Raw genomic sequence first — 26,831 nt, forward strand, 5'->3', positions numbered from 1 at the left:
CGGGCGGACGGAGGGACTTTGCGGACACGACCTAGGGCGGCCCGGGAAATCCGGGGCGCGGCCGGGCGGCCGGGCCGTACCCTCCCGCGCATGAGCAAGTTCTTCGCCACGGTGTGCCTGCCGCCCACCCCGCCCCACCGGGTGCCGGACGCCATAGCCGTGGCGCTGGCGCCGTACGACATGAACGCCACGGACGACTGGAACCCGGTCGGCGAATGGGACGGGTGGATGCTCGGGGTGCACCGCGCGAGTCCGTACCTCGTCCGGCCCGCGCACGACGGCGACCCCCGCCTCCTGACGTCCGCCACCGTCCCCCGGGCCGGTCTCGCCCCGCTCGGCCCGCTGGAGTGCCACGGCGGTCCCCGCGGCCTGCTCGACTTCGACGCCATGCGGCAGCGGGCGGTGCGGGGGTACGACGAGCTGCGTGCCGCCTGGGAGGAACTGGTCGCGGCGCACCCGCCGGCCCGTCCGCTCGCCGAGTTCGTCGCCCGGCACGAGGCCGACCCGGACGGCTATCCGCTGGCCCGGGCCGAGAAGGAGCACCTGCTCCAGCCCCTGGTGCAGGAGGTGGCGCGGCGGGCGGTGGCCGGCGATCCGCACTTCGGTACGTCGTTCCTGACCACCGACCCGGTCGCCTGGTTCGCCCGGGACCACGCGGCGGCCCGCGAGCGGGCGCTGCGCACCGCCCTCGCGGGGTACGCCCTGGTCACGTTGGACGGCCGCTGGCGGGACGCCGGCAGCGAGGGCTACCGGGAGTGGGCCGACGAGCAGCTGGAACACCTCGACCCGGAGGCCGTCGTGGTCGACGTGCTCTGCCACTGCTGACGGCGGCGGCTCCCCGCCGCTACAGCCCCTGCGCGTAGGAGAAGAACCGCTGCGGGTCGTACTGCTGCTTCACCTTGCCCAGCCGGGCCGCCGCGTCCCCGTAGTACGCCTTCTTCCAGTCCTTCAGCGTCGGGTCGGTGTAGTTCTGGTAGGCGGCGCCCGAGGCGTACGGCTTCATCGCGTCGTGGGCGGAGGTCAGCCAGGACTGGGCCGTGCTGCCGGAGGACCCCGCGCCCCAGGAGGCGATGTACTGGGCCAGCATCCGCGAGCGGCGGTGGACGAAGGCCGTGGCGGTCGGCGAGACCCGGTTGACCGCGCCGCCGAGCGCCGTGAACGCGATGCTGCCCCCGCCGCCGCGCACCGAGGCGATCTGCTTCAGCACGGTCTGGATGCCGGCTGCGGACAGCGAGCGGTCGAAGAAGTCGGAGCGGGCCGCGTACGTCTCCCGGCCGAGCCTGCCCTGCGGGGAGCGGCCCGGGGTGGAGCCGGGCAGGTGGCACTGGGCGTCGGTGGCGAAGGAGGAGCAGCCGGCGTAGATCTCCATGGCCTGCTCGTAGCCCCGGCGGCGCAGGGAGACGGAGGCGGCGTCGGCGCCGGCCTGGTGGGCCAGGCGGTCCACGGCGTTCTGCAGTTCGCCGTAGGTGCCCAGGGAGAAGCAGGCCACGGAGATGGTCGGGGTGCGGCCCGGGGAGCACGCCAGGTGCAGGGAGGACCAGATCTCGTCGGGCTGGCTCGGGCCCCACTCCTGCCAGGCCTTCAGTACCTTGGCGGCCTTGGACCACGGCCAGGTCATGTAGGCGGTGACGGCTTGAGGCGCCGCGTGGGTCTTGAAGTGCAGCTCGGTGACGACGCCGAAGTTGCCGTTCCCGGCGCCGCGCAGCGCCCAGAACAGGTCGGAGTGGTGCGTGGCGTCGGCGGTGACCTGGGTGCCGTCCGCGGTGATCAGGGTGGCCTGGGTGAGGCTGTCGCAGGTCAGGCCGTAGGCGCGGGAGGCGACGCCGTGGCCGCCGCCGAGCACCAGGCCGGAGACGCCGACGGTGGGGCAGGAGCCCGCCGGTATGGTCACGCCCTTCGCGGCCAGCGCGCGGTAGACGTCGATCAGCTTGGCGCCGGCACCGACGACGGCCTGGCCGCCGGCGGCCCGGACCCGGTTCAGCTTGGACACGTCGACGATCAGCCGGTTGTCGCCGGAGGAGTAGCCGGCGTAGGAGTGGCCGCCGTTGCGGATCGACACCTTGAGGCGGTGGGCGTGGGCGTACGCGAGGGTCGTACGGATGTCGGCGGCGTGCGCCACGTAGGCCACCGCGGCCGGTTTCAGTCCGTCGAAGCGCGTGTTGTACAGCTGGTGGGCGGTCTTCCAGGACGCGTCGCCGGGCCGTACGAGGGTGCCGTCGAGGTCACGGGCGAGGGCCGCCCAGTTCGCGGCGGCGCTCGCGCCGGTGGTCCGCAGGGTCGTCAGCGAGGAGGCGCGCGGCGTACCGGGGGGCGCCGCCGCGGGGGCGGAGGAGCCGCCCGCACCGCACGCGGTCAGCGCGGTCGTCGCGAGGGCGGCCGCGCCACCCGAGATGAACGTACGCCGTTCCATGTCCGTCGCCTTTCCTCGGCTGTCGTGGAACGAGACGACTCATCGCGGCGCGGGGTTCCCCCGACCGGGTGAAGAGCGTCGAATGCGCGTGCGTGCAACCCGGTCGTCGGAACCTCCACGTGCCCTCCCCGTAAGCATTCCGTGACCTCACCGGGCTGACGGCAGGGGTTCACCCTCCGTTCACTTCCGGCCATCGGCGGCTTCACCTGTTCTGCCTAATTTCGGCCGTACCGGGTGCTGAGTGCGGCCATGAAGGCGCTCAGGGCACCTCTACGACCTCGCGCGCCGCCGACAGCGGCGGCTCCTGGAAGGAACTCCCGAAAGTGAAGCTTCAGCGCAAGAACCGGCTGCGCGCCCTCTCCCTCGGTGCTGTCGCCGTCTCCGGCGCCCTGGCCCTGACGGCGTGCGGCTCCGACGACAACGGCAACGGCTCGGGCAACCCGTCGACCTCGGCCAAGGCCGGCTCGGTCAAGTGCGACGACGCCAAGGGTCAGCTGCTCGCAGACGGCTCCTCCGCGCAGAAGAACGCGATCGACGCCTGGGTGAAGGCCTTCTCCCAGGCCTGCGGTGTGCAGATCAACTACAAGGGCGGCGGCTCCGGTGCCGGTGTCACCGCGTTCACGCAGGGCCAGGTCGCCTTCGCCGGCTCCGACTCGGCGCTGAAGCCCGAAGAGGTCACCGCCTCCAAGAGCGTCTGCAAGGGCGGTCAGGGCATCGACCTGCCGATGGTCGGCGGCCCGATCGCTCTCGGCTACAACGTCCCGGGCGTCGACAACCTGGTCCTGGACGCCCCGACCATCGCCAAGATCTTCGACAGCAAGATCACCAAGTGGAACGACCCGGCGATCGCCGCCCTCAACAAGGGCGTGAAGCTGCCGGACCTGAAGATCCAGGCGTTCCACCGCTCGGACGAGTCCGGCACCACGGACAACTTCACCAAGTACCTGATCGCCACCACCCCGGACAACTGGAAGTACTCCGGCGGCAAGGCCTGGCAGGCCAAGGGCGGCCAGTCCGCCCCGCAGTCCGCGGGTGTGGCCCAGCAGGTGAAGCAGACCTCCGGCGCCATCGGCTACTTCGAGCTGTCCTACGTCAAGGACGGCCTCAAGGCCGTGTCCATCAACACCGGTGCCAGCAAGCCGGTCGCCCCCAGCTCCGAGAGCGCCACCGCCGACATCGCCGCCGCGCAGGTCGTCGGCACCGGCAAGGACCTCTCGCTGAAGCTCGACTACAAGACCAAGGCCGAGGGTGCCTACCCGATCACCCTGGTCACCTACGAGATCGTCTGCGACAAGGGCAACAAGGCCGACACCCTGCCCGCCACCAAGGCCTTCCTGCGCTACATCGCGAGCGAGGACGGCCAGAAGATCCTCCCGAGCATCGGCTACGCGCCGGTGCCCGACGAGATCATCGCCAAGGTCCGCACCACCATCGAGGGCCTGAGCTGACCTGATCCGCAAGTGCGGTCCGGTACCCGACAGGGCCGGGCCGCACCGTCCGGTGCACCGCCGCCACGAGCCGGCGCCCCTTCGCGGGGCCCGGCTCCGCAGACCGGAGAACCCGATGGACATATCGACGACAACAGACGTACCTCCCCCCGCCCAGCCCACGGTCGCCGAGCAGAAGCGCGCGGCCCGTGGCGCCACCCGCCCCGGTGACCGCATCTTCCTCGGCCTGTCCCGAGGCTCCGGCATCCTGCTGCTGGCGATCATGGCCGCCATCGCGGTCTTCCTCACCTACCGCGCCGCCCTCGCGATCAGCAAGGACCACGCGAACTTCCTGACCTCGTTCGAGTGGAACACCAACGTCCTCGAACCGAAGTTCGGCATCGCGGTCCTGGTCTTCGGCACGATCGTCTCCTCGGTCATCGCCATGGCCATCGCGGTCCCGGTCGCGGTGGCCATCGCGCTGTTCATCACGCACTACGCCCCGCGCCGCATGTCCGCCCCGGTCGCCTACGTGATCGACCTGCTCGCCGCCGTACCGTCCATCGTGTACGGCCTGTGGGGCGCCCTCGTGCTCGTCCCGCACATGAACGGCCTGTACGGCTGGCTCGACGACTTCTTCGGCTGGACCGGCGTCTTCTCCTGGGACCAGGGCGCGCCGCGCTCGATGCTCACCGTCGGCATCCTGCTCGCGATCATGATCCTGCCGATCATCACCAACGTGAGCCGCGAGGTCTTCCGCCAGGTCCCGCGGATGCACGAGGAGGCCGCCCTGGCCCTCGGCGCCACCCGCTGGGAGGTCGTCCGCATGTCCGTGCTGCCCTTCGGCCGTTCCGGCGTGATCTCCGCCTCCATGCTCGGCCTCGGCCGCGCGCTCGGCGAGACGATGGCCGTCGCCACCGTGCTCTCGCCGTCCTTCGACATCCAGGCCAGCCTGCTCAACCCGGGCGGCGGCACCTTCGCCCAGAACATCGCCAGCAAGTTCAGCGAGGCGAACGAGTTCGGCCGGGACGCGCTGATCGCCTCCGGTCTCGTCCTGTTCGTCATCACCCTGCTGGTCAACGGCGCGGCCCGGCTGATCATCGCCCGCCGCGCGGAGTACTCGGGGGCCAACGCATGAGCACCGCAGCCGTCACCGACAAGCGGCCCAGCACGCTGCGCGCCGCCAGCCTGCCCCGGTGGACGCCGTGGGCCATCGCCGCCGGTTCGCTCGCCCTGGGCATCGGCATCAGCCTGGCCGCCGGCCTGGACAGCAAGATCCAGTGGGGTCTGATCGCCGCCGTCCTCTTCGTCCTCGGCACCTACGGCGTCGCCGCGCGCGTCGAGGGCCGCCGCCAGGCCAAGGACCGCGTCGCGACCAGCCTCGTCTGGGTCGCCTTCCTGCTCGCCGTGGTGCCGCTGGTCTCCCTGATCTGGGTGACCGTCGCGCGCGGTGTGAAGGTCCTCGACGGCTACTTCCTGACCCACTCGATGGGTGTCGTCGCCGACACCGAGCCCGGCGGCGGCATCTACCACGCCATCATCGGCAGCCTGGAGCAGGTCGGCCTCGCCACCCTCATCGGCGCCCCGATCGGTGTGCTCACCGCGATCTACCTGGTCGAGTACGGCCGCGGCCGGCTCGCCAAGGCCGTCACGTTCTTCGTCGACGTCATGACGGGTATCCCGTCGATCGTCGCGGGTCTGTTCATCCTCAGCCTGATGCTCATCTTCGAGATGCAGCCGTTCGGCTTCGCCGGTTCGCTGGCCCTGGCCATCCTGATGATGCCGGTCGTCGTCCGCTCCACCGAGGAGATGCTCAAGCTCGTCCCGAACGAGCTGCGCGAGGCGTCCCTGGCACTGGGTGTGCCGAAGTGGCGCACCATCCTCAAGGTGGTCCTGCCCACCTCCATCGGCGGTATCACCACCGGCATCATGCTGGCGGTCGCCCGGATCGCCGGCGAGACCGCGCCGGTGCTGCTGCTGGTGTTCGGCAACCCGTTCATCAACAACAACCCCTTCGAGGGCGCGCAGGCGTCGCTGCCGCTGTACATCTACCAGCAGTTCGCCAACAGTGCGGGCTCCGGTGCGGCGTACGACCGCGCGTGGGCGGCGTCGCTGACGCTGATCGCCTTCGTGATGATCCTCAACCTGGTGGCCCGCGGGATCGCCCGCTGGAAGGCCCCGCAGACCGGTCGCTGAGCGCGGCCAACCAGCGACCGAGCTTGAAACCCTGGAAGTGAAGCAGACATGGCCAAGCGCATCGACGTAAGCGGACTCACCGCCTACTACGGCTCCCACAAGGCGATCGAGGACATCTCGATGACCGTCGAACCGCGGTCGGTGACGGCGTTCATCGGCCCCTCCGGCTGCGGCAAGTCGACCTTCCTGCGCACCCTGAACCGCATGCACGAGGTCACGCCCGGTGGCCGCGTCGAGGGCAAGGTGATGCTGGACGACGAGGACCTGTACGGCACCGGGATCGACCCGGTGTCCGTCCGCCGCGAGGTCGGCATGGTCTTCCAGCGGCCGAACCCGTTCCCCACGATGTCGATCTTCGAGAACGTGGCGGCGGGACTGCGGCTGAACGGCAGCTACCGCAAGAGCGAGCTCGAGGACATCGTCGAGAAGTCGCTCAAGGGCGCGAACCTCTGGAACGAGGTGAAGGACCGCCTGAACAAGCCGGGCTCCGGTCTGTCCGGCGGTCAGCAGCAGCGGCTGTGCATCGCCCGGGCGATCGCCGTCGAGCCGAACGTGCTGCTGATGGACGAGCCCTGCTCCGCCCTCGACCCGATCTCCACCCTCGCCATCGAGGACCTGATCGGTGAGCTGAAGGAGCGGTTCACGATCGTCATCGTGACGCACAACATGCAGCAGGCGGCGCGCGTCTCGGACCGTACGGCGTTCTTCAACCTGGCGGCGGTCGGACAGCCCGGCCGGCTGATCGAGATCGACGACACCGAGCGGATCTTCTCCAACCCGTCCGTCCAGGCCACGGAGGACTACATCTCCGGCCGCTTCGGCTGATCCCACGATCCCCTCGCGGTGCTGCATGGCGGTGCCACCGCGAGGACGCAAAAGGGCCCGCCCCCGGCTCCCGGGGGCGGGCCCACTGCGTTCGCCCGGAGGGCGGCCGCACGGCGGTGGCTACAGGGCCACCAGTTTGACCAGGCCGAAGGCCAGGGCGGCCACCATGGCCGCGGCCGGCATGGTGATGAACCAGCCCAGGACGATGTTCTTGGCCACACCCCAGCGGACGGCGTTGACGCGCTTGGTGGCGCCGACGCCCATGATGGCCGAGGTGATCACGTGGGTCGTGGAGATGGGGGCCTTGAAGAGGAACGCCGTGGTGAACATGATCGACGCGCCCGTGGTCTCCGCGGCGAAGCCCTGCGGCGGGTCCAGCTCGATGATCTTGCGGCCCAGGGTGCGCATGATGCGCCAGCCGCCGGCGTAGGTGCCGAGGGACAGCATCACCGCACAGACGATCTTGACCCAGACCGGGATCGGGTCGCCGTAGGTCTCGTGGCCGGAGATCACCAGGGCCATGACGACGACACCCATCGTCTTCTGGGCGTCCTGGAGGCCGTGGCCCAGCGCCATGCCGGCCGCCGAGACGGTCTGCGCGATCCGGAAGCCGCGCTTGGCCTTGTGCGGGTTGGCCCGGCGGAAGAGCCACAGGATCGCCGTCATGACCAGGTAGCCGACGATCAGGCCCACCACCGGCGACACGAACATCGGGATGACGACCTTCTGGACGACCCCGTGCCAGATCACGGTCGTACCGCCGGCCAGCGCCGCGCCCACCATGCCGCCGAACAGCGCGTGCGAGGAGGAGGACGGCAGGCCGAAGTACCAGGTGACCAAGTTCCAGACGATCGCGCCGACCAGGGCCGCGAAGAGGATCCCCATGCCGGTCGAGCCCTGGGGGGTCTCGATGAGGCCCTCGCTGACGGTCTTGGCGACCCCGGAGCCCAGGAAGGCACCGGCCAGGTTCATCACGGCGGCCATGGCGAGCGCCGCCCGCGGGGTCAGCGCCCGCGTCGACACCGACGTCGCGATCGCGTTCGCCGAGTCGTGGAAACCGTTCGTGTACGTGAAGAAGAGCGCGACCGCGATGGTCACGATCAGGGCGAAGGTGTCCATCGACGCCTCAGGACTCCTTGACGGCGATGGTCTCCACCGTGTTCGCCACGTGCTCGAAAGCGTCCGCCGCCTCTTCCAGGACGTCCACGATCTGCTTGAGCTTCAGCACCTCGATCGCGTCGTACTTGCCGTTGAAGAGGTGCGCGAGCAGCTTGCGGTGGATCTGGTCGGCCTGGTTCTCCAGCCGGTTGACCTCGATCCAGTACTCGGTCAGGTTGTCCATGGTGCGGAGGTTCGGCATGGCCTCCGCCGTCAGCTCGGCCGCCCGGGCCAGGACCTCGATCTGCTGCTCGACGCCCTTGGGGAGCTCCTCGACGTTGTAGAGGACGACGAGGTCGACGGCCTCCTCCATGAAGTCCATGATGTCGTCCAGGGAGCCGGCGAGGGTGTAGATGTCCTCGCGGTCGAACGGCGTGATGAACGAGGAGTTCAGCTGGTGGAAGATCGCGTGCGTGGCGTCGTCACCTGCGTGTTCCGCGGCCCGCATACGCTCTGCGATCTCGGCCCGGGCGGAGGAGTCCGCCCCGAGCAGTTCCATCAGGAGTTTCGAGCCGGTGACGATGTTGTCCGCGGACGCGGCGAACATGTCGTAGAAGCTCGTCTCCCTGGGGGTCAGACGAAAGCGCACGTGGGGTCCTCGGGGTGCTTCGGTTTCGGTCAGGCTGATGCTAGGCGCATCATCCGGCCACGGCTATCGGGCCGCATCCCAGTGTCGCCCATCGGGCAGAGTGGTCGGCACGGGGGCGGACGAAGGGCCCTCTACCCCGGAAAGTTCGTTACGATATACCCAGGAGGGGTATCTATCCTGTTTTGTGTCCGGAGCTCGTCCCGAGACGGAGGCCCGCGATGACGACGACCGAGGCCGGCGCCACGCACGGTTACCACAAGCAGAAGGACGAGCACCTCAAGCGGCTGCGCCGGATCGAGGGGCAGATCCGCGGCCTGCAGCGGATGGTGGAGGAGGACACGTACTGCATCGACATACTCACGCAGGTCTCCGCGTCCACCAAGGCGCTGCAGTCCTTCGCGCTGCAACTGCTGGAGGAGCACCTGCGGCACTGCGTCGCGGACGCGGCCCTCAAGGGCGGTGACGAGATCGACGCGAAGGTGGAGGAGGCCACGAAGGCGATCGGCCGGCTGCTGCGGAGCTGAGCCGCACGGATCCCGAGCGGTCCGGATCCCGGTCGGCCCGGATCCCGGTCAGTCCGGATTTCGCTCCTCGGCCACGCGCAGCACCGCGTCGATGCTCTCCAGACTGAGCCGGTCCTCGGCGGCCGAGGCCGCGATGATCAGCTCCCCGCACAGCTCGATCTCGGCGAGGGCCACGTGGTCCTGAACCGCCGTGCCGCCGACCGGAGCCACCCGCCTCACCTCTTCTCTGCCGTCCCGCTCCCTAGGGTAGGCAGCGGTCTACACACCGCGCATGGCACGGACGGGCTACTTACGGGGTGGCGTCCCGGACTAGTGACTGGCCGGTTTCAGGCCCCGCCGCCGGCGTCCTCCTCGGCGATCCGCCCCGCGTAGATGTCCGCCGCGGGCGGCAGCCGCACGTCGGCGGGGACGCCGAAGTCGTACAGCAGCAGCGTGGAGGCGACCGCCACGGAGGTCTTCTCGCGGCCGTTGACGAAGCTGAAGCGCTGCCGCAGCTTGCGGATGCGGCCCTGCTCGTCCAGGTAGGCGTCGAACGGCACCTGGGCCGCGGCGAACCCTTTTGCCGCCGCCGCCAGGGCCGCCCTGTCACCGGCGGCCGCGTACCGGGACGCGCGGCGGAGGTCGGCGGTGCCCCGGTAGTGCCGTACCGCCGTGCCGGCGACCTCGGTCCGGCCGACGAAGGTGGCCTCCCGCGTCCCGCGCAGCACCTCGGCCGCCGCGTACGGGTCGGTCGCGCCGCCGGTGACCAGATTGCCGTCGGACAGCGTCGCCGTGTCCACCCGCACCCATTTGTCGGCGGGCACGCCCGCGCCCCGGTTCTTCATGAACAGGGCCCCCGGGGTGAGCAGTTCCGTGATGGGCCGGTGCTCGGCGGCGCCCGTGGGGTCCTCGGGGAGCATCACGGTGAGCCGGCCGAGGCGGCGCCGGTAGTCGTAGACGCCCTTGCCGCGGATGGTGACCCGGGTGCCGCCGGTGGCCATCTCCATCGAGGTGGTGGCCTTGGAACTGCCCGCCTCGCGCAGCGCGTCGGCGGCCCGGTGCAGGGCGCCGACGGGGTCGCCCGCGCCCTTGACGTCCTCGGCCGCGGCCCCGCTGCCGGAACAGCCCGTGGCGGCCGCGCCGAGGCCGAGGAGGATGCCCACCGCGACGGCCGTCCCGCCCGTGCACCTGTGCTGCCGCCGATCCATCGCCTGCCTACCCCCAGCCGGTGTGCTCCGTCACGGCCCCCCTGTCGTCCGGTTAACGACGGGTAGGGGGTGCCGTCACGCGCCGCCGGGGCCCGCGGATCCGGGCGAATCCATTCCGCGCAGGCTGGGTACCGTGGTCGGCGTGGCAGTCACCGCGGTACCGCAGGACGGGCCGGAACGTGCCCGGCCGGGGCAGGAACACCTCACGACCACGAACGAACAGGGCCGTTTCTGTGTGGCCCGGTGCAGTTGCGGCTGGCGCGGCCCCGCCCGCCGGGCCCGCAGCCAGGCCCGCGCGGACGCGGAGGGGCACCGGGAGGGCCCGTAGCCGTCCCGGTGACCCGGCGGGCCCGCTACCGGTGCTCCAGGGCCCGCAGAAGGGCGTCCACCAGGTCGCCGTCGCGGGGCTGGGTGAGCCGGGACCGGGCCGCGGCCGGGGAGAGCCACAGGATGCGGTCCACCTCGGAGTTCGGCGTGAAGTGGCCGGAAACCGCCTCCGCCGCCCAGTACCGCACCCGCTTCGGGCGGCCGCCCGTCGAGTAGTGCACGTCGGGCAGCTCGGCGCCGGGCTCGGCCGTGTACCCGGTCTCCTCCGCGACCTCGCGCAGGGCACCGGCGAGCGGGTCCTCACCCCGGCCGAGCTTGCCCTTGGGGTGGGACCAGTCGTCGTACTTGGGCCGGTGGACCAGGCAGATCTCCAGGTCGCCGGAGACCGGCGAGCGGCGCCACAGCACACAGCCGGCCGCTTGGACCACGGTGTCGTCCACACCGCCTCCTCGTGGGTTCAGGGCGCGTTGACGGTCTGCTTCTGCCACGCCTGCTGGAACGCGAACCGGGCCGCCTCCACCTCGTGCCGCTGGTCGGCGTGGAGCACCCCGAGCGCGTAGGCCGTCGCCGGGGTGATCCGGGGGGTGCGGGCCGCCTGGGCCGCCGCCGCGGCCGCCTCCGAGGCGTCCCGGTGCCGGTTCAGCGCCTGGCCCGCCGTCAGCAGCCGTACGTCCGTGGGGGAGTGGGCGCCGAGCAGCACCTCGCGGGCGTACCGGTGCAGGCGCAGCAGCAGCCGGACCTGGTGCCAGGGGCCGTCCTGGGGGTGCGGGGACGGGTCCGGGGACAGGCCGTGGACCAGGGCCTCGGCGTTGTAGGGGTGGCCGGCGGTGACCAGCGGGAGCGCGGCGACGGCGTCCGTGAGGCGCTCCTCGGCCGCGGCGGCCAGGGGGTGCAGGTCGGCGGTGGGGGCGGCGGGGGTGAGCGGGACCTCGCTGGCGAGTACGGCGACCTTGTCGGCCACGGCGTGGAAGCGGGAGGAGCCGAGGGCCTGGAGCGCCGTGGAGTGGGCCCTCGTCCGGGCCAGGGTGAGCTGGCGTTCCAGCAGGGCGCCCGCCTTCGCCGCGCCCACGGTCAGGTTGCCGCGCTCCGTCGTGGTCGCCGTCGCGCCGGCCGGGCCGCCGGCGGGGCCCGCCGCCTTCCTCGGCACGGGCGCCGTCCCGGCGGCGCGGCGGCCCGCGGCCACGGCGGCCTGCTCCGGGAAGGCGGCCGCACCCGACAGCCGGTGCAGCGCCAGCAACAGCCGTTCCAGGCGCGCCTCGTAGGCGTGCTCCAGGCCCAGGGTGCCCGACAGCCACGCCAGTTCCGGGCGGATCTCCTCGGACCAGTCGGGGTCGAGCAGCGGGCGGAAGGTGTGCAGGCTGCCGCTGATGCGGCGGGCCGAGCGGCGCAGCGCGCGGGCCGCGTCGACGGACCCCTCCGCGCCGCCCTCCCGGTGCAGGCGCAGGGCGCGGAGGAACTCCGTGGCCCGGGCGCGCAGGTAGTCCGCGAGGGAGTCGCCGGTCACCGCCTCGGCCGTGGGGTCCGTCGGGTCAAGGTGTTGCTGTGCCACGCCGGCGCCTCCGGGCGTCTATGAGCATCTCCTGGACGTTGCGCAGGGGCTGGCCGTCCGTGTCGGTCGCGTGCCGTGTCCACTCGCCGTCCGGGCCGAGGTGCCAGGAGGCGGTGCTGTCGGACATGCCGGTGTCCAGCAGCCGGTTGAGGGCTGCGCGGTGGCCGGGGTCGACGACCCGGACCAGGGCCTCTATCCGGCGGTCGAGGTTGCGGTGCATCATGTCGGCGCTGCCGATCCACACCTCGGGTTCGCCGCCGTTGCCGAAGGCGAAGACCCGGGAGTGCTCCAGGAAGCGGCCGAGGATGGAGCGGACCCGGATGTTCTCCGACAGGCCCGTGACGCCCGGGCGGACGGCGCAGATGCCCCGCACCCAGATGTCGACCGGCACGCCCGCCTGGGAGGCCCGGTAGAGCGCGTCGATGACCGCCTCGTCGACCATCGAGTTGACCTTGATGCGGACGAAGGCCGGACGGCCCGCACGGTGGTGCTGAACCTCCTTGTCGATCCGCGCGACCAGGCCGTCGCGCAGGGACTTGGGGGCCACCAGCAGGCGCCGGTAGGTCTCGCGGCGCGAGTAGCCGGAGAGCCGGTTGAACAGGTCGGAGAGGTCCGCGCCGACCTGCGGGTCGGCGGTGAGCAGGCCGAGGTCCTCGTACAGGCGGGCCGTCTTCGGGTGGTAGTTGCCGGTGCCGACGTGGCTGTAGCGGCGCAGGGTGTCGCCCTCCTGGCGGACCACCAGGGACAGCTTGCAGTGCGTCTTCAGGCCGACCAGGCCGTAGACGACATGGCAGCCGGCCTCCTCCAGCTTGCGGGCCCACTTGATGTTGGCGTGCTCGTCGAAGCGGGCCTTGATCTCGACCAGCACGAGGACCTGCTTGCCGGACTCGGCGGCGTCGATGAGCGCGTCGACTATGGGGGAGTCGCCGGAGGTGCGGTACAGGGTCTGCTTGATGGCGAGGACGTCGGGGTCGGCCGCCGCCTGCTCCAGGAAGGCCTGCACGGAGGTGGAGAAGCTGTCGTACGGGTGGTGCAGGAGCACGTCCCGGGCGCGCAGGGCCGCGAAGATGTCGGGCGGGGAGGCCGACTCGACCTCGGCGAGGTCGCGGTGGGTGCCGGCGACGAACTTCGGGTACTTCAGCTCCGGCCGGTCGAGGCCGTGGATGCGGAAGAGGCCGGTGAGGTCGAGCGGGCCGGGCAGCGGGTAGACCTCGGCCTCGGAGATCTTCAGCTCGCGGACCAGCAGGTCCAGCACCTCGCGGTCGATGGACTCCTCGACCTCCAGGCGCACGGGCGGCCCGAAGCGGCGCCGCATGAGCTCCTTCTCCAGGGCCTGCAGGAGGTTCTCGGCGTCGTCCTCCTCGACCTCCAGGTCCTCGTTGCGGGTGATCCGGAAGGCGTGGTGCTCCAGGATCTCCATGCCCGGGAACAGCTCTTCCAGGTGGTTGGGGGCCGCGATGACGTCCTCGATGGGGACGTAGCGGCCCGGGGAGGCCTCCAGGAAGCGGGTCAGCAGCGGCGGCACCTTCACGCGCGCGAAGTGCTTGTGGCCGCTGACCGGGTTGCGCACGACGACGGCCAGGTTCAGGGACAGGCCGGAGATGTACGGGAAGGGGTGCGCGGGGTCGACGGCCAGCGGGGTGAGGACCGGGAAGATCTGGTGCCGGAACAGTGTGAAGAGGCGGGCCTGCTCCTTCTCGGTCAGCTCCGACCAGCGGACCAGGTGGATGCCCTCGTCGGCGAGTGCGGGGGCGACGTCCTCGTGGTAGCAGGCGGCGTGCCGGGCCATCAGCTCGCGGGAGCGGGCCCAGATCATCTCCAGCACCTCGCGCGGCTGGAGGCCGGAGGCGGAGCGGGTGGCGACGCCGGTGGCGATGCGGCGCTTCAGGCCGGCCACCCGGACCATGAAGAACTCGTCCAGGTTGCTGGCGAAGATCGCGAGGAAGTTCGCGCGTTCCAGCAGCGGGGTGTTCGGGTCCTCGGCCAGCTCCAGGACGCGCTCGTTGAAGGCGAGCCAGCTGCGCTCCCGGTCGAGGAAGCGGCCCTGGGGCAAGGGGGCGCCCTCGCCGTGCGCCTCCTCGTAGACGTCGAGGTCGGCATCGAGGTCGGGTTCGAGATCGGAGACCGCGGCCGACACGGCGTGCTGGCGGTGCGCGGCGATGGAGCCCACGGAGGGCTGGGCGTGCTGGACCTCGGCTGCCTGGGTGTCTTGCTGACTCATAAACCCATTCTTCCGCGCGACGGGCGACACAGGCGCGTCGGAACGTGCGGGCGGGAGCGTGGCGGCCCCGATCCGCACGGGCCCCTCGGGGGGCGGCGAAGGCTCTGGCACGGCGGGCTGCATTGGCCGAGCGTCGCAAGCCCGTCTGAATCGATGGTTACGGCGACATGACGTGCGGGATATGCCGGGGCGGCCCACGGGCGTCCGCCGTGCCGCCGCCGTTCGTCCCTCCCCCCGTGGAGGGGCGAACGGCGGCAGGGGTCAGGCCGTGCGGCGGCGCACCAGCGCGAAGGCGGCGGCGGTGGCGAGCGCGGCGGCGGCCAGCATGATGCCGGTCTCCATCAGGTGCAGCGGCCAGAAATGGGACGGCGGGTGGTAGGTGGCGTAGTGGCCGCCGCCGGCGGTCCTGCCCCGCTCCACCTCCCAGGCGCTGTTGTCCAGCTCGAACGCGTGCGGCTCGGTCCGGGTGAGCGTCGGCCACAGGTACGGGCGGACGTGGGCCAGGACGAGGTGGAGCAGCCCCGTCGCACCCAGGGACACCGCCAGCGCGGGCAGCGCGCGGCGCAGCCAGAGCGCGGTGAGCGCGCCGACCGCCAGGGCGCACAGGGCGTACGCCGGTGTGGCGGGGCCGCGGGCCAGGAAGATGCCGCCGAAGGACCAGTCGTCACCGGGACGCAGGTCGCGGTGGGGCGCCCAGCCCCAGCGGAAGGCGGCCACCAGGACGCCGTCGCCGGCCGTGAGCGCCAGCGCGGGCACGGCGAGCTTGGCGGCCAGCCAGCGGGTGGGCGTCACCCCTTGCGTCCAGGCCAGCCGGGCCGTGCCGGTCTCCAGCTCGCGGCCGATCAGCGCGCCGCCGGCGTAGGCGGCGACGGCGAGGAAGCCGTAGCCGATCAGCGAGGCGACGTAGCCGAGGCGTTCGCCGTAGACCCAGCCGAGGTAGGGGATGTTGCACAGGTTGGTCACGGGGTCGCAGGTCGCCTCCAGGTGCCGGATGTGCGGGGCGCTGACCCCGCCCAGCCAGCCCAGCCAGCCGAGCACGGCCGTGACGAACAGTGCCCAGCAGGCCAGGGCGGTGCGGTGCAGGCGCAGCACCGTGCGGTGCAGGGCCGGTGCGGGGGCGCTCATGCGGCACCCCCCGCGCGGCCGGTGCCGCCGGTCGTGGTCCGGCGGTGCAGCAGCCGGAGCGCGGCCAGGGCCAGCAGGACCGCGAGGGCGAGGAGCACGCCGGTCGAGGCCAGCTGGAGGGGCCAGCGGTGGGAGTAGGGGTGGTAGTCGATGTAGAAGCCGACCGTGCCCCGCTGGTCGTTGAGCGCCTGGCACTGCGGGCTGAGGTCGACGGTGCAGGTGGAGACGGGCCGGTGGGCGCCGCCCGCCGTGACGATGCCCTCCGTGACCTTGATGCCCGAGTACGAGGGGAAGCCCCGGCGCCCGCTGACGCTGGTGGCGACCGGCCACAGGTGCGGCAGGCTCATGTGGACGGCGATCCACAGCACGGCCGTGGAGAGCGCGGAGACGCACAGCGCGACCAGCGAGCGGCCGGTGAGCAGCCCGACGAGGGCGCCGATGAGCAGGGCGGCCAGCGCGAGCCCGGCGATCAGCGGTCCGCCCGCGTAGAAGGTGGGCACGTCCTCCCAGGGCTTGGCGGTGTCGATCCGGCCGTGCCCCGCCGCCCAGGCCCACTGGTGCAGCATCCCCAGCAGGCCGGTGCCGGCGGTGACCAGGAGGGCCGGGACGGTGAGCCGGGCGGCGAGCCAGCGCAGCGGGGTGACGCCCTGGGTCCAGCCGAGCCGTGCCGTGCCCGTCTCCATCTCGCGGCCGGTCAGGGCGGCGCCCGCCCAGGCGGCGGTCAGGAACGGGATCAGCAGGAGGGCGATGGTCGTGTACTGGTACACGTCCTTGTAGCGCAGGATCGCGTCCTGGTCGTACCGGCACGGGCGGCCGCGCGCGCAGGTGGCGTCGTAGTCCTGCCAGGCAGCGGCGGCGGCGTCGGTGAGCGGGCCCCACAGCCACAGCAGCGCGCCGGCCAGGCCGGCGATGAGGACGGCCCAGGCGCACAGGGCGGGGCGGTGCAGGCGCAGCAGCCACCGGACCTGGCGCGGGGCGGGGGTCACCGCGGCGGAGGCGCTCAGGGCGGCGGTCACGCGGCGTGCTCCTCGTCCTCGGCGGTCCCGGCGTCCTCCGCGTTCCCGGCCGGGGTGAGCGCGGGCGCCCCGGGGTTGCGCAGGTGGGCGAGGACCAGTTCCTCCAGGGAGGGCGCGGCGGTGCGCCACTCGTCGGACAGCGGTCCGGCCGGGCGGATCAGCGCGGTGAGCTGGCGGCCGGTGACCCGGGACTCGACCACGGTGTGCGCGTCCAGCCGGGCCGGTTCGCCGGCGCCGGTGACCCGCAGGTGGGCGGCGAGCAGGTCGTCGATCTCACCGGCCAGCCGGATCCGGCCGCCGCCGACGAGCAGCAGGTGGTCGCAGGAGTCCTCCAGCTCGGCGACGACGTGCGAGGACATCACGATGGTGGTGCCGTGCTGGGCGGCCTGCGCCATCAGCGTGCCCATCAGCTCGTGCCGGGCCAGCGGGTCCAGGTCGGCCATCGGCTCGTCCAGGAGCAGCAGTTCGGGCCGCTTGCCGAGGGCGAGGGCGAGCGCGACCCGGGTGCGCTGGCCGCCGGAGAGGGAGCGGACGCGGGCCTTGGGATCGAGGTCGCCGGCCGCGACGATCCGCTCGGCGCCGGCCGCGTCCCAGTGCCCGGGGTTCAGGTCGGCGCCCATGCGCAGCGTCTCGGCGATGGTGAGCTGCGGGTACAGGGGCTTGTCCTGGGCGACGTAGCCGACCCGGGGGCGGGCGGCGGCCGGGGTGGTGCCGAGGACGGTCACGCTGCCCTCGGTGGGGGTGGTGAGCCCGGCGGCCAGGGCCAGCAGGGTGGACTTGCCGGCGCCGTTGGGTCCGACGACCGCGCACACGCGCCCGGTGGGCAGCCGGAACGAGCAGTCGCGCAGGGCCCAGCCGCCACGGAAGCCGAACCGTTTCCCCAGAGCCTCGGCCCTCAACGCCGTGTCGCTGCTCATGTCGGGTCTCCCTGGAAGTGCTTGTCGAGTACGGCAGTGAAGAGTGCGGCCACGTCCTCGCGCTCCAGGCCGGCGGCGCGGGCGCGGCCCGCCCAGGCCTCCAGCTCCGTGCGCAGCGGGGAGTCGGCGGGGGCGGTGCCCAGGGACCGCCGGACGAAGGTGCCGAGGCCGCGGCGGGCCTCCACCAGGCCCTCGCGCTCCAGTTCGCGGTACGCCTTCAGGACGGTGTTGGGGTTGATGGCGGTGGCCTCCACGACCTCGCGTGCGGTGGGCAGCCGGTCACCCGGCCGCAGCAGCCCCATGCGCAGGGCCTGCTTCGTCTGCTGGACGATCTGCACATAGGTGGCCACGCCGCTGTGCCGGTCGATGCGGTACTCGACCATCGGGACCACCCTTTCACTAATTGAGTAGTGAAAGGGTGGTGCAAAAGAGGGGCGGCCGTCAAGGCGGCCGCCCCTCGCGTCCCCGCGCACGGGGGAGATGTCAGGTTTCGGTGCGGTACATCAGGTCCGTCTCGTGGACCGTGAAGCCCAGGCGCTCGTAGACCGACACCGCCGCCTTGTTGTCGGCGTCGACGTAGAGCATCGCGGTCGGCAGCTGCTGGGCGGCCAGGTGGCGCAGGCCGATGGTGGTCAGGGCCTTGCCGAGGCCGCCGCCCTGCTCGCCGGGCCGCACCCCGAGGACGTACACCTCGCCGAGCCCCTCCTCGGCGTGCACCTTGGTCCAGTGGAAGCCGATCAGCTCCCCGCGCCGCTCGGCGAGGAAGAAGCCGGCCGCGTCGAACCACGGCTGGGCCTTGCGGTCGTCCAGGTCGCGCTGGACCAGCGAGCCCTGCTCGGGGTGGTGGGCGAAGGCGGCGGCGTTCACCGCGAGCCAGGCCGCGTCGTCCTTGCCGGGCACGAAGGTCCGCACCGTCACGCCCTCCGGCAGCACCGGCTCGGGCAGCTCCAGGCCGGCCAACGGGCGCCGCATCTGGCGCAGTTCGCGGAACAGGGTCAGACCGAGCACCTGGGCGAGGTGCCGGGCGGCCGGGTGCCCGCCGTGCGCCCACACCCGCAGCCGCTTGCCGGAGGCGGCGAGCAGGGCCGCGCCGAGCGCCCGCCCGTGCCCGTGCCCGCGGTGCCCGGGGTGCACGACCAGCTCGGCGGCCGGTGCCTCCACCGGGTCGGTGTCCTCCAGCTGGGCGTAACCGACGAGTTCGCCGTCGACGGACAGCAGCAGGTGCGAGACGCCCTCGCGGGCCTCGCCGCGCAGCTGCAGCCGGCCCTGCTCGGACACCGGCTGCTGCCCGTCGACCCGGGCGGCCTCGCCGATCAGGCTCAGGACGGCCTCGGCCCGGTCCGGGGTGAGCGCCGAAGTGGTCTCGATGGAGCGGGCGGGAAAGCCCCGTACGGTGTCGTCGCTGCTCATGCGTACGAGAGTACGGGGCGGCCGGGGCGAAGTCCCGGCACACCGGCCGCGAGGAACCGGCAAAGGAGGACCAGAGGAAGGGACAAAGGGAAACCAGGATGTAACCATGAACCCCCTGTCGTGCTACGCGCGTTGACCCTAGGCTGCGCCGAGCCACCACAGCCGACCCACAGGGGGGTCCCATGCCAGCCGCGCCCCGGCGCACCAGACGTCGTACGTACGCGCTCCTCGCGAGCGCGGCCGGTCTCGCCACGGCGGCCGCGCTGACCGCCGCCCTCCCGGCGGACGCGCACGAGAGCCACCACCGGCCGGGCCGGTACCAGGACGTCCAGCTGCTCTCCTTCAACGACCTGCACGGCAACCTGGAGCCCCCGTCCGGCTCCTCCGGCCGGGTCACCGAACTCCAGCCGGACGGCTCGACGAAGACGATCGACGCGGGCGGTGTCGAGTACCTCGCGACCCACCTGCGCCAGGCCCGCCGGGGCCACCCGTACTCGGTCACCGCGGCCGGCGGCGACCTGGTCGGCGCCTCCCCGCTGCTGTCGGGCCTGTTCCACGACGAGCCCACCGTCGAGGCGCTGAACAAGCTGGACCTGGACGTCACCTCGGTCGGCAACCACGAGTTCGACGAGGGTGCCAAGGAGCTGGCCCGCCTGCAGAACGGCGGCTGCCACCCGAAGGACGGCTGCTCCACGGACCAGGAGTTCCAGGGCGCCGACTTCCCGTACCTGGCCGCGAACGTCCTGGACGACAAGACCGGCAAGCCGATTCTGAAGCCGTACTGGATCTGGCAGAAGAAGGACGTCAGGATCGGCTTCATCGGGGTCACGCTGGAGGGCACCCCGGGGATCGTCTCCGCCGACGGGGTCAAGGGCCTGAGCTTCAAGGACGAGACCGAGACCATCAACAAGTACGCCAAGGTGCTCCAGCGCCAGGGCGTGCAGTCGATCGTGGCCCTGATCCACGAGGGCGGCTACCCGGCCTCCGGCTCCTACAACTACGACCGCGACTCCCCGGGCGCCGGCAGCGGCATCTCCGGCCCGATCGTGGACATCGCCAAGAACGTGACCCCGGCGGTGGACGCCCTGGTCACCGGCCACACCCACCAGGCGTACGTCTGTACGATTCCCGACCCCTCGGGCCGCCCCCGCATGGTCACCTCGGCCTCCTCCTTCGGCCGCCTCTACACCGACACCACGCTGACGTACGACCGCCGCACCGGCGACATCGCGCGTACGGCGGTGAAGTCCGCGAACCACGTGGTCACCCGGGACGTCCCCAAGGCACCGGACATGACCGACCTGATCTCCCGCTGGAACACCCTGGCCGCCCCGATCGGCAACCGCCCCATCGGCTGGATCTCCGCCGACATCGGCAACACCGGCACCGAGTCCCCGATGGGCGACCTGATCGCCGACGCGCAGCTCGCCCACGGCCGTGAACTGGACCCGAAGACCAGCCTGGCCCTGATGAACCCCGGCGGAGTCCGCGCGGGCCTCACCTACGCGGCCAAGGGAGCCGAGGGCGACGGCGTGGTCACCTACGCCGAGGGCTTCACGGTGCAGCCGTTCTCCAACACCGTGAACCTCCAGGACTTCACCGGCGCCCAGCTGATCCAGGTGCTCAAGGAGCAGGTCAGCGGCGTCAACGCGGCGGCCCCGAAGATCCTCCAGCCGTCCGCCGGGCTCACCTACACCCTGGACCTCACCAAGTCCGGCGCGGACCGCGTGGTCACCGACTCCATCCGCCTGAACGGCGCCCCGATCGACCCCGCGGCCACCTACCGCGTCGCCACCAACAGCTTCCTCGCGGGCGGCGGCGACGGCTTCCCGACGCTGGGCCAGGGCACGAACGACCTGGTCGGCGGGGACGACCTGAGCGCGCTGGAGAAGTACCTGACGGCGCACTCGTCGGCCGCCTCGCCGATCGCACCGCCGAAGACCGACCGGATCACGGTCGTGCAGTAACCCGGGCGGGGGTGCGGGTACGACACGCTCGTACCCGCACCCTCCCGTCCCGGGGAACCGGCCCTCCGCGCCGGTGTTCTTGTACTCGGCGAAGCGGTCGTCCCTCCAGGAGAACCCGCTCATGTCGGTCCAGGTAGAAGCTGCGGTCGGAGACGCTGCCGGTCACGGACGAGTGGGCGATCAGGATGCCCTTGCGGCCGGCCGCGGTACTGGTCGACCGTCCCGGCGGGTCCCGCGCGCCGGCCGGACGCGCGGGATCGGCCGTTCGTCCGGGCGGGGTCCGCGCGCCGCCCGGCGGTCGACCGATCGCACCGATTCCGCCGCCGGCTCGGGCGTTTGCCCGGGCTCAGTCGGCCGGTGTCTTCGTCGGTTCCGGTGGTTCTGGTGGTTCCGGTGTTTCGGGGGGCGGGGTCGGTGCGCCTGGTAGTCGTACCGTTGCCACCGTGCCGCCGCCCTCCGCGCGGGTCAGCGCCACCGTGCCGCCCGCCTGCCGGACCGTACGGGCCACGATGGACAGGCCGAGGCCGGAGCCCGGCAGGGCGCGGGCGCTGGGGGAGCGCCAGAAGCGGTCGAAGACGTGCGGGAGTTCGTCCTCGGCGATGCCGGGACCGTGGTCGCGGACCGTCAGCACGCCGCCGCTCAGCCGCACCTCGACCGTGCCGCCCTCGGGGCTGAACTTCACCGCGTTGTCCAGGACGTTGACGACCGCCCGTTCCAGCGCGGAGGGCTCCGCGCGGACGAACCAGGGCTCCAGGTCCGCCGTGATCGACAGCTCCGGGCCGCGCAGCCGGGCCCGGCGCAGGGCCGCCTCGACGGTGTCCTGCAGGGAGACCACCTGGACCCGCTCACCGCGCTGCCCCTCCGAGCGGGACAGTTCCTGGAGGTCGCCGATCAGCGCGGCCAGCTCGGTCATCTGCGCCTTCACCGAGGCGAGCAGCGCCTTGCGGTCCTCCGGCGGGAGCGGCCGGCCGGTCTCCTCGCTGCGGGTGAGGAGCTCGATGTTCGTCCGCAACGAGGTCAGGGGCGTACGGAGTTCATGGCCGGCGTCCGCGATCAGCTGCTGCTGGAGGTCACGGGAGCTGGCCAGCGAGGCGGTCATCGAGTTGAACGACCGGGACAGCCGGGCCACCTCGTCCTCGCTGACCTCCTCGACGGGGATGCGGATGGTCAGGTCCTCGGTGCGGGCCACGTGCTCCACGGCCTCGGTGAGCTTGTCGACGGGCCGCAGCCCGGCCCGGGCCACCGCGAGCCCCGCGGCCCCGGCGCCGACGACACCGACGGCGGACACCAGGAGCAGGATCAGCGCGAGGTCGTTGAGGGTCTTCTGCGTGGTCTTCAGCGGTGCGGCGACGAGCACGCCGACGTTGGGCCCGCGCCCGCCCGTCACGGTCACGGTGGGACCGATGGGCTTGGTGAGCACCCGCAGATCGTTGCCCTCGTCGTCCGTTCCGTTGCGGAAGTACAGGAGGTTGTTGCTGGGGTCGAGGTCCTTGATCTCCGTCTTGTCGGCCTGGAGGACCTTGATCTTGCCGGAGGCGCCCCCGAAGAGGCAGACCTTGCCGTCCTCCATGACCAGCTGCGAGTACCGGTCCCGGAAGAAGCCGTTGGTCTGCGGTGTGTCCGTGCAGTGGTCGAGATTGAACTGCAACTGGTCCATCTGCGTGCTGTTGCGCAGCGACTTCTGCAGATCCAGGTCGAGCTGGTTGTACAGCTTGCGCTCCACGATGAACCAGCACGTCACCGAGACCGCCGCCACCGCGAACGCCACCGCCGCCGCGACCAGCATGGCCAGCCGTGCCCGCAGCGGCAGCGCCCGGTACCGGCCGACCAGCCGGTTCACTCGGCGCCGCCCGGCCGCAGGACGTAGCCCACCCCGCGGACGGTGTGCACCAGGCGGGGCTCGCCGCCGGCCTCGGTCTTGCGGCGCAGGTACATCACGTAGACGTCGAGCGAGTTGGAGGAGGGCTCGAAGTCGAAGCCCCACACCGCCTTCAGGATCTGCTCACGGGTGAGCACCTGGCGCGGGTGTGCCATGAACATCTCCAGCAGGGTGAACTCGGTGCGGGTCAGCTCGACCGACCGGCCGCCGCGCGTCACCTCCCGGGTCGCGAGGTCCATGCGCAGGTCGGCGAAGGTGAGCGCCTCGTCCTCCTGGGCCTGGGCGGACACCGCCGCCGCGTACGAACTGCGGCGCAGCAGGGCCCGGATACGGGCGAAGAGCTCGTCCAGTTCGAAGGGCTTGACGAGGTAGTCGTCGGCGCCCGCGTCCAGGCCGGTGACCCGGTCGCCGACCGTGTCGCGGGCGGTGAGCATCAGGATCGGGGTGGTGTCGCCCGCACCCCGGATGCGGCGGGCCGCCGTCAGGCCGTCCATGCGGGGCATCTGGATGTCCAGCACGACCAGGTCCGGCTGGTAGGCCGTGGCCTTGTCCAGGGCGTCCGCGCCGTCGACGGCGACCTCGGTGTCGTACCCCTCGAAGGCGAGGCTGCGCTGGAGGGCCTCGCGCACGGCCGGCTCGTCGTCGACGATCAGGATGCGCTGGGGGTCGCGGTCGCCTTCGGCGGGACTCATCGCTCGCGGTTCCTCGGGGTGCGGTGGACGGGATGGCCGGTGTCCCTCAGCCTCCCATGTCCGGGGGCCGGGGACACGTCGGCCGGTCAGGCGGCGACCGTGTTCAGACGGTGCAGCGGGACCTTGCGGCGGTGCGGGCGGGCGGCGGAGGTGCGCAGGCCCATCAGCTGGGGCACCGGCGTCACGGCCGCCACCTCGGGGGCGCGGGGGGCCGGAACGGGCACGTGCAGTTCGGACACGATGGACAGGGCCATGGCGAGGCCTGCGGGACCGCGTTCGGCGAACCGGTGGGGAACGTGCTTGATCATGACCTGCTCCTTGCACTCGTGTTGCTAACTGCCGGAGCCCGCACGCAGCTTGGCGAGGTCGGACTTGACAGTGTCGATGGGGATCGCGAAGCCGAGGCCGATGCTGCCCGCGTCCGAGGACGAGGAGGCCTGCGCGCTGGAGTACATCGCGGAGTTGATGCCGATGACGTGACCGCTCGCGTCGATCAGGGCGCCGCCGGAGTTGCCGGGGTTGAGGGACGCGTCGGTCTGGATGGCCTTGTAGGTGGTGGTGGACGAGCCGGGGTCGCCGTTGAACTGACGGCCGCCGAACCGGAACGGCCACTGCCCGTCGCCGCCCTGGCCCTGGCCCTGGTTCTCGTCGGTGGAGACGGTGACGTCCCGGTCGAGGGCGGAGACGATGCCGCTGGTGACCGTGCCGGTCAGGCCCTCGGGGGAGCCGATCGCGACGACCGTGTCGCCGACCTGGACGCCGCTGGAGTCGCCGAGCGCGGCCGGCTTCAGACCGGAGGCGCCCCGGAGCCTGATCAGCGCCAGGTCCTTGGAGCTGTCGGTGCCGACCACCTCGGCGGTGTAGCTCTTGCCGTCGCTGGTGCGCACCTTGATCGAGGAGGCGCCGGAGACGACGTGGTTGTTGGTGACGATCTCGCCGCCCGACGTGATGATCACGCCGGAGCCGGTGGAGGAGCCGCCCGCCAGGGTCGCGTTGACCTCGACCACGCTGGGGCTGACCGCGGCGGCGATGGCGGCGACGTCGCCCCGCTTGCCCGCGGGCACCACGGTGGTGCTGCCGCCGGCGGTGGTGACCGTGTCCTGGCCGGCCAGTTCCTGGAAGGCGTAGGCGGTGCCGCCGCCGACCGCCGCCGCGACGATCGCGACCGCCGCGAGCAGGCCCACCGGGCCCCGGGTCCGCTTCTTCTTGTGCGGAGCGGGTTCCGTGACCGGCTGGTACGGCGGCGGGGGCGGCCACTCGGGGTTCACGGGGGCGGAGGAGGAGTACGGCTGCTCGTAGGTGCCCTGGCTCTCGGTCATGAGTAGAGGTTCCCCCGCGACCATGAGAGCTTCCTGAGCGCTCCCTGAGAAGCCCGGCAGAACCTCGTTTGCCCGATATAAAGGCGCGCCCCGCCGGGGCGCACCCGAGGTCAGTGACAGCCGCAGCTGGTGCGCACCACGAGCCGGGACGGGAACGTCTTCAGCCGCTCGCGCCGGGACCCGGCGACCCGCAGCCCGTCGTCCAGCACCAGGTCGACCGCCGCCCGGGCCATCGCCGAGCGGTCGGAGGCGACCGTGGTCAGCGGCGGGTCGGCGAGCGCGGCCTCCTTGATGTCGTCGAACCCGGCCACCCCGAGCTGCCCGGGCACGTCGATGCGCAGTTCGCGCGCGGCCCGCAGCAGGCCGATGGCCTGGTCGTCGGTGGAGCAGAAGATCGCGGGCGGCCGGCGGGGACCGGACAGGACCTCCAGGGCCACGCGGTAGGCGTCGTACCGGTTGTAGGGCGCCTCGAACAGCCGGCCCTCGGTGGACAGGCCCGCCTCGGCCATGGCCCGCTTCCAGCCCTCGACGTGGTCGGAGACCGGGTCGCCGACGGCCGGCGTCTGCGCCGTACCGCCCATACAGGCGACGTAGTCGTACCCGTGCTCCAGCAGGTGGCGCACGGCGAGCTGGGCGCCGCCGAGGTCGTCGGTCACCACGGCGACGTCGTCGATGGCCTCCGGGCGCTCGTGGAGCAGCACCACCCGGGCGTCCCACGCGTCGATCTCGGCGGCGGCGAGGTCGTTCAGGGCGTGGGAGACGAGGATCAGGCCCGAGACGCGCATGCCGAGGAAGGCACGCAGGTAGTGCACCTCGCGCTCGCCGATGTAGTCGGTGTTGCCGACCAGGACCATCTTCCCGCGCTCGGAGGCGGCCTGCTCGACCGCGTGCGCCATCTCGCCGAAGAAGGGCTGGCGGGCGTCGGGGATGATGAGGCCTATGAGGTCGGTGCGCCGGGAGGCCATCGCCTGGGCGACCCGGTCGGGCCGGTACCCCAGTTCCTTGATCGCCGCGAGGACACGCTCGCGCGTGGCCGGGGCGACCGGCCGGGGTCCGTTGTTGATGACATAACTGACGACGGCGGTGGAGGTACCAGCCAGCCGTGCCACGTCATCCCGAGTCACCTTGGCCACGCGCGGAGTCTACGCGGATTGACCCGCTCTGGGCAGGGCGTATCACATGGCGGCTGCGCGCGGACGATGCCCCGTCCGGGCGCCGCCCGTGCGTCGGCCGTGTCCGGTCACGCCTCGGCGTGCACCTCGGTGCCGTCCAGGACGGCGGTTGCGTCCGCATCCTCCGGCTTTGCCCGGCCCGCCTTGGCCTTGCCCTCCTCGGCGGAGCGCTCGGGCTTCTCGGGCGTCACGAATCGATAACCGACGTTCCGGACGGTTCCGATCAGCGACTCGTGCTCCGGGCCGAGCTTGGCGCGCAGCCGTCGTACGTGCACGTCGACCGTACGGGTGCCGCCGAAGTAGTCGTAGCCCCACACCTCCTGCAGCAGCTGGGCGCGGGTGAAGACCCGGCCCGGGTGCTGGGCGAGGTATTTGAGCAGCTCGAACTCCTTGAAGGTCAGGTCCAGGACCCGTCCCTTGAGCTTCGCGCTGTACGTCGCCTCGTCCACCGAGAGGTCGCCGTTGCGGATCTCCATGGGCGAGTCGTCGTTGACGATCTGCTGGCGGCCCATGGCGAGCCGCAGCCGCGCCTCGACCTCGGCGGGGCCGGCGGTGTCCAGCAGCACGTCGTCGATGCCCCAGTCGGCGGTGACGGCGGCGAGGCCGCCCTCGGTGACGACGAGGAGCAGCGGACAGCCGGGGCCGGTGGAGCGCAGCAGCTGGCACAGGCTGCGGACCTGCGGAAGGTCGCGGCGGCCGTCGACGAGGATGACGTCGGCGCCGGGGGTGTCGACCAGGGCGGGCCCCTCCGCGGGGGCCACCCGCACATTGTGCAGGAGCAGGCCGAGGGCCGGGAGCACCTCCGTCGACGGCTGGAGGGCGTTGGTCAGGAGCAGCAGAGAACTCATACGTCGGTTCCTCCTCGGTCCCTGCGAGGACTGTGCGGACGGGTACTGCCCTGCGATCCCGAAGGCCCCGTAC

27 protein-coding genes and 1 pseudogene are annotated in these 26,831 nt (G+C 72.1%); 8 read left to right on the top strand and 20 right to left on the bottom strand.

The window, feature by feature from the left end; all coding sequences use genetic code 11:
- Positions 1-90: 90 nt before the first annotated feature.
- Positions 91-825 carry a hypothetical protein gene (locus ABZ923_RS16480; protein WP_361471516.1) on the top strand — a complete coding sequence of 245 codons (735 nt, stop codon included), beginning with the start codon at positions 91-93 and terminating at the stop codon, positions 823-825.
- A gap of 19 nt (positions 826-844) precedes the next feature.
- Here the strand turns inward: ABZ923_RS16480 and ABZ923_RS16485 are convergent, their stop codons facing one another.
- Entirely contained in the window at positions 845-2,410 is a 1,566-nt protein-coding gene (locus tag ABZ923_RS16485; RefSeq protein ID WP_361471518.1) for an FAD-binding oxidoreductase, read from the bottom strand.
- Between the two features lie 323 nt (positions 2,411-2,733).
- Here ABZ923_RS16485 and pstS point away from each other — a divergent pair, with 323 nt between their 5' ends.
- The 4 genes from pstS to pstB all read left to right on the top strand — a co-directional run bounded on the left by pstS (position 2,734) and on the right by pstB (position 6,858).
- Complete coding sequence (gene pstS, locus ABZ923_RS16490; protein WP_361471520.1) at positions 2,734-3,858, top strand: phosphate ABC transporter substrate-binding protein PstS; 1,125 nt, start codon at positions 2,734-2,736, stop codon at positions 3,856-3,858.
- Between the two features lie 115 nt (positions 3,859-3,973).
- Positions 3,974-4,975, top strand: a complete 1,002-nt coding sequence (gene pstC, locus ABZ923_RS16495; protein WP_361471522.1) for a phosphate ABC transporter permease subunit PstC — start codon at positions 3,974-3,976, stop codon at positions 4,973-4,975.
- Positions 4,972-6,033 (top strand): phosphate ABC transporter permease PstA, encoded by a 1,062-nt coding sequence (gene pstA / locus ABZ923_RS16500; protein WP_361471524.1) that lies wholly within the window; start codon positions 4,972-4,974, stop codon positions 6,031-6,033. The genes pstC and pstA overlap by 4 nt, the downstream gene beginning before the upstream one ends.
- A gap of 48 nt (positions 6,034-6,081) precedes the next feature.
- A complete protein-coding gene (gene pstB, locus ABZ923_RS16505; RefSeq protein ID WP_361471526.1) occupies positions 6,082-6,858 on the top strand; it encodes a phosphate ABC transporter ATP-binding protein PstB in 777 nt (258 codons plus the stop codon).
- Positions 6,859-6,978: 120 nt separating this feature from the next.
- Here the strand turns inward: pstB and ABZ923_RS16510 are convergent, their stop codons facing one another.
- The gene (locus ABZ923_RS16510) at positions 6,979-7,977 is read right to left on the bottom strand and encodes an inorganic phosphate transporter (RefSeq protein ID WP_361471528.1); all 999 of its coding nucleotides are present in this window, start codon (positions 7,975-7,977) and stop codon (positions 6,979-6,981) included.
- Between the two features lie 7 nt (positions 7,978-7,984).
- Positions 7,985-8,605 carry a DUF47 family protein gene (locus ABZ923_RS16515; protein WP_073901268.1) on the bottom strand — a complete coding sequence of 207 codons (621 nt, stop codon included), beginning with the start codon at positions 8,603-8,605 and terminating at the stop codon, positions 7,985-7,987.
- A gap of 218 nt (positions 8,606-8,823) precedes the next feature.
- Here ABZ923_RS16515 and ABZ923_RS16520 point away from each other — a divergent pair, with 218 nt between their 5' ends.
- Positions 8,824-9,129 carry a metal-sensitive transcriptional regulator gene (locus ABZ923_RS16520; RefSeq protein WP_361471530.1) on the top strand — a complete coding sequence of 102 codons (306 nt, stop codon included), beginning with the start codon at positions 8,824-8,826 and terminating at the stop codon, positions 9,127-9,129.
- 48 nt (positions 9,130-9,177) lie between these two features.
- Here the strand turns inward: ABZ923_RS16520 and ABZ923_RS16525 are convergent, their stop codons facing one another.
- Together ABZ923_RS16525 and ABZ923_RS16530 are read right to left on the bottom strand one after the other, a co-directional pair.
- Positions 9,178-9,339, bottom strand: coding sequence for a hypothetical protein (locus ABZ923_RS16525; RefSeq protein WP_199808307.1), 162 nt, complete (start codon positions 9,337-9,339; stop codon positions 9,178-9,180).
- A gap of 116 nt (positions 9,340-9,455) precedes the next feature.
- Entirely contained in the window at positions 9,456-10,316 is an 861-nt protein-coding gene (locus ABZ923_RS16530) for a hypothetical protein (protein ID WP_361471532.1), read from the bottom strand.
- 142 nt (positions 10,317-10,458) lie between these two features.
- Here ABZ923_RS16530 and ABZ923_RS16535 point away from each other — a divergent pair, with 142 nt between their 5' ends.
- Complete coding sequence (locus tag ABZ923_RS16535; protein ID WP_361471534.1) at positions 10,459-10,644, top strand: hypothetical protein; 186 nt, start codon at positions 10,459-10,461, stop codon at positions 10,642-10,644.
- A 25-nt stretch (positions 10,645-10,669) separates the two neighbouring features.
- On the opposite strand, the gene ABZ923_RS16540 is transcribed toward ABZ923_RS16535, so the two are convergent.
- The 8 genes from ABZ923_RS16540 to mshD all read right to left on the bottom strand — a co-directional run bounded on the left by ABZ923_RS16540 (position 10,670) and on the right by mshD (position 18,881).
- Entirely contained in the window at positions 10,670-11,083 is a 414-nt protein-coding gene (locus tag ABZ923_RS16540) for an NUDIX hydrolase (protein WP_361471535.1), read from the bottom strand.
- 17 nt (positions 11,084-11,100) lie between these two features.
- Positions 11,101-12,192: a CHAD domain-containing protein gene (locus ABZ923_RS16545; RefSeq protein ID WP_361471536.1), complete on the bottom strand. Its 1,092-nt coding sequence runs from the start codon at positions 12,190-12,192 to the stop codon at positions 11,101-11,103.
- On the bottom strand, positions 12,173-14,536 hold the full coding sequence (locus tag ABZ923_RS16550; RefSeq protein ID WP_361471537.1) for an RNA degradosome polyphosphate kinase: 2,364 nt from the start codon (positions 14,534-14,536) through the stop codon (positions 12,173-12,175). Before ABZ923_RS16550 ends, ABZ923_RS16545 begins: the two co-directional genes overlap by 20 nt.
- A gap of 138 nt (positions 14,537-14,674) precedes the next feature.
- Positions 14,675-15,538: a hypothetical protein gene (locus ABZ923_RS16555; protein ID WP_361471539.1), complete on the bottom strand. Its 864-nt coding sequence runs from the start codon at positions 15,536-15,538 to the stop codon at positions 14,675-14,677.
- The gene (locus tag ABZ923_RS16560) at positions 15,535-16,554 is read right to left on the bottom strand and encodes an ABC transporter permease (RefSeq protein WP_361471541.1); all 1,020 of its coding nucleotides are present in this window, start codon (positions 16,552-16,554) and stop codon (positions 15,535-15,537) included. Before ABZ923_RS16560 ends, ABZ923_RS16555 begins: the two co-directional genes overlap by 4 nt.
- The gene (locus ABZ923_RS16565) at positions 16,551-17,471 is read right to left on the bottom strand and encodes an ABC transporter ATP-binding protein (RefSeq protein WP_361471543.1); all 921 of its coding nucleotides are present in this window, start codon (positions 17,469-17,471) and stop codon (positions 16,551-16,553) included. The genes ABZ923_RS16560 and ABZ923_RS16565 overlap by 4 nt, the downstream gene beginning before the upstream one ends.
- Positions 17,468-17,854 (bottom strand): GntR family transcriptional regulator, encoded by a 387-nt coding sequence (locus ABZ923_RS16570; protein ID WP_361471545.1) that lies wholly within the window; start codon positions 17,852-17,854, stop codon positions 17,468-17,470. Before ABZ923_RS16570 ends, ABZ923_RS16565 begins: the two co-directional genes overlap by 4 nt.
- A gap of 100 nt (positions 17,855-17,954) precedes the next feature.
- Positions 17,955-18,881, bottom strand: coding sequence for a mycothiol synthase (gene mshD / locus ABZ923_RS16575; RefSeq protein WP_361471547.1), 927 nt, complete (start codon positions 18,879-18,881; stop codon positions 17,955-17,957).
- A 182-nt stretch (positions 18,882-19,063) separates the two neighbouring features.
- Here mshD and ABZ923_RS16580 point away from each other — a divergent pair, with 182 nt between their 5' ends.
- Positions 19,064-20,848 carry a bifunctional metallophosphatase/5'-nucleotidase gene (locus ABZ923_RS16580; protein WP_361471549.1) on the top strand — a complete coding sequence of 595 codons (1,785 nt, stop codon included), beginning with the start codon at positions 19,064-19,066 and terminating at the stop codon, positions 20,846-20,848.
- Positions 20,849-20,914: 66 nt separating this feature from the next.
- Here the strand turns inward: ABZ923_RS16580 and ABZ923_RS16585 are convergent.
- From ABZ923_RS16585 to ABZ923_RS16615, 7 genes and pseudogenes are all read right to left on the bottom strand, one after another.
- Positions 20,915-21,059: pseudogene (locus ABZ923_RS16585) on the bottom strand (pectin esterase); the annotation flags it as partial.
- A 135-nt stretch (positions 21,060-21,194) separates the two neighbouring features.
- The gene (locus tag ABZ923_RS16590) at positions 21,195-22,688 is read right to left on the bottom strand and encodes a HAMP domain-containing sensor histidine kinase (RefSeq protein ID WP_361471551.1); all 1,494 of its coding nucleotides are present in this window, start codon (positions 22,686-22,688) and stop codon (positions 21,195-21,197) included.
- A complete protein-coding gene (locus tag ABZ923_RS16595; RefSeq protein ID WP_361471553.1) occupies positions 22,685-23,419 on the bottom strand; it encodes a response regulator transcription factor in 735 nt (244 codons plus the stop codon). Before ABZ923_RS16595 ends, ABZ923_RS16590 begins: the two co-directional genes overlap by 4 nt.
- Positions 23,420-23,505: 86 nt before the next feature.
- Positions 23,506-23,727 (bottom strand): hypothetical protein, encoded by a 222-nt coding sequence (locus tag ABZ923_RS16600; RefSeq protein ID WP_361471555.1) that lies wholly within the window; start codon positions 23,725-23,727, stop codon positions 23,506-23,508.
- Between the two features lie 24 nt (positions 23,728-23,751).
- Positions 23,752-24,738: a trypsin-like peptidase domain-containing protein gene (locus ABZ923_RS16605; RefSeq protein ID WP_361471557.1), complete on the bottom strand. Its 987-nt coding sequence runs from the start codon at positions 24,736-24,738 to the stop codon at positions 23,752-23,754.
- Positions 24,739-24,848: 110 nt separating this feature from the next.
- Complete coding sequence (locus ABZ923_RS16610; protein WP_361471559.1) at positions 24,849-25,871, bottom strand: LacI family DNA-binding transcriptional regulator; 1,023 nt, start codon at positions 25,869-25,871, stop codon at positions 24,849-24,851.
- 107 nt (positions 25,872-25,978) lie between these two features.
- Positions 25,979-26,758: a response regulator transcription factor gene (locus ABZ923_RS16615; protein WP_361471561.1), complete on the bottom strand. Its 780-nt coding sequence runs from the start codon at positions 26,756-26,758 to the stop codon at positions 25,979-25,981.
- Between the last annotated feature and the right edge of the window lie 73 nt (positions 26,759-26,831).

It is taken from the genome of Streptomyces sp. NPDC046881 (assembly GCF_040645015.1).
Lineage (GTDB): Bacteria > Actinomycetota > Actinomycetes > Streptomycetales > Streptomycetaceae > Streptomyces.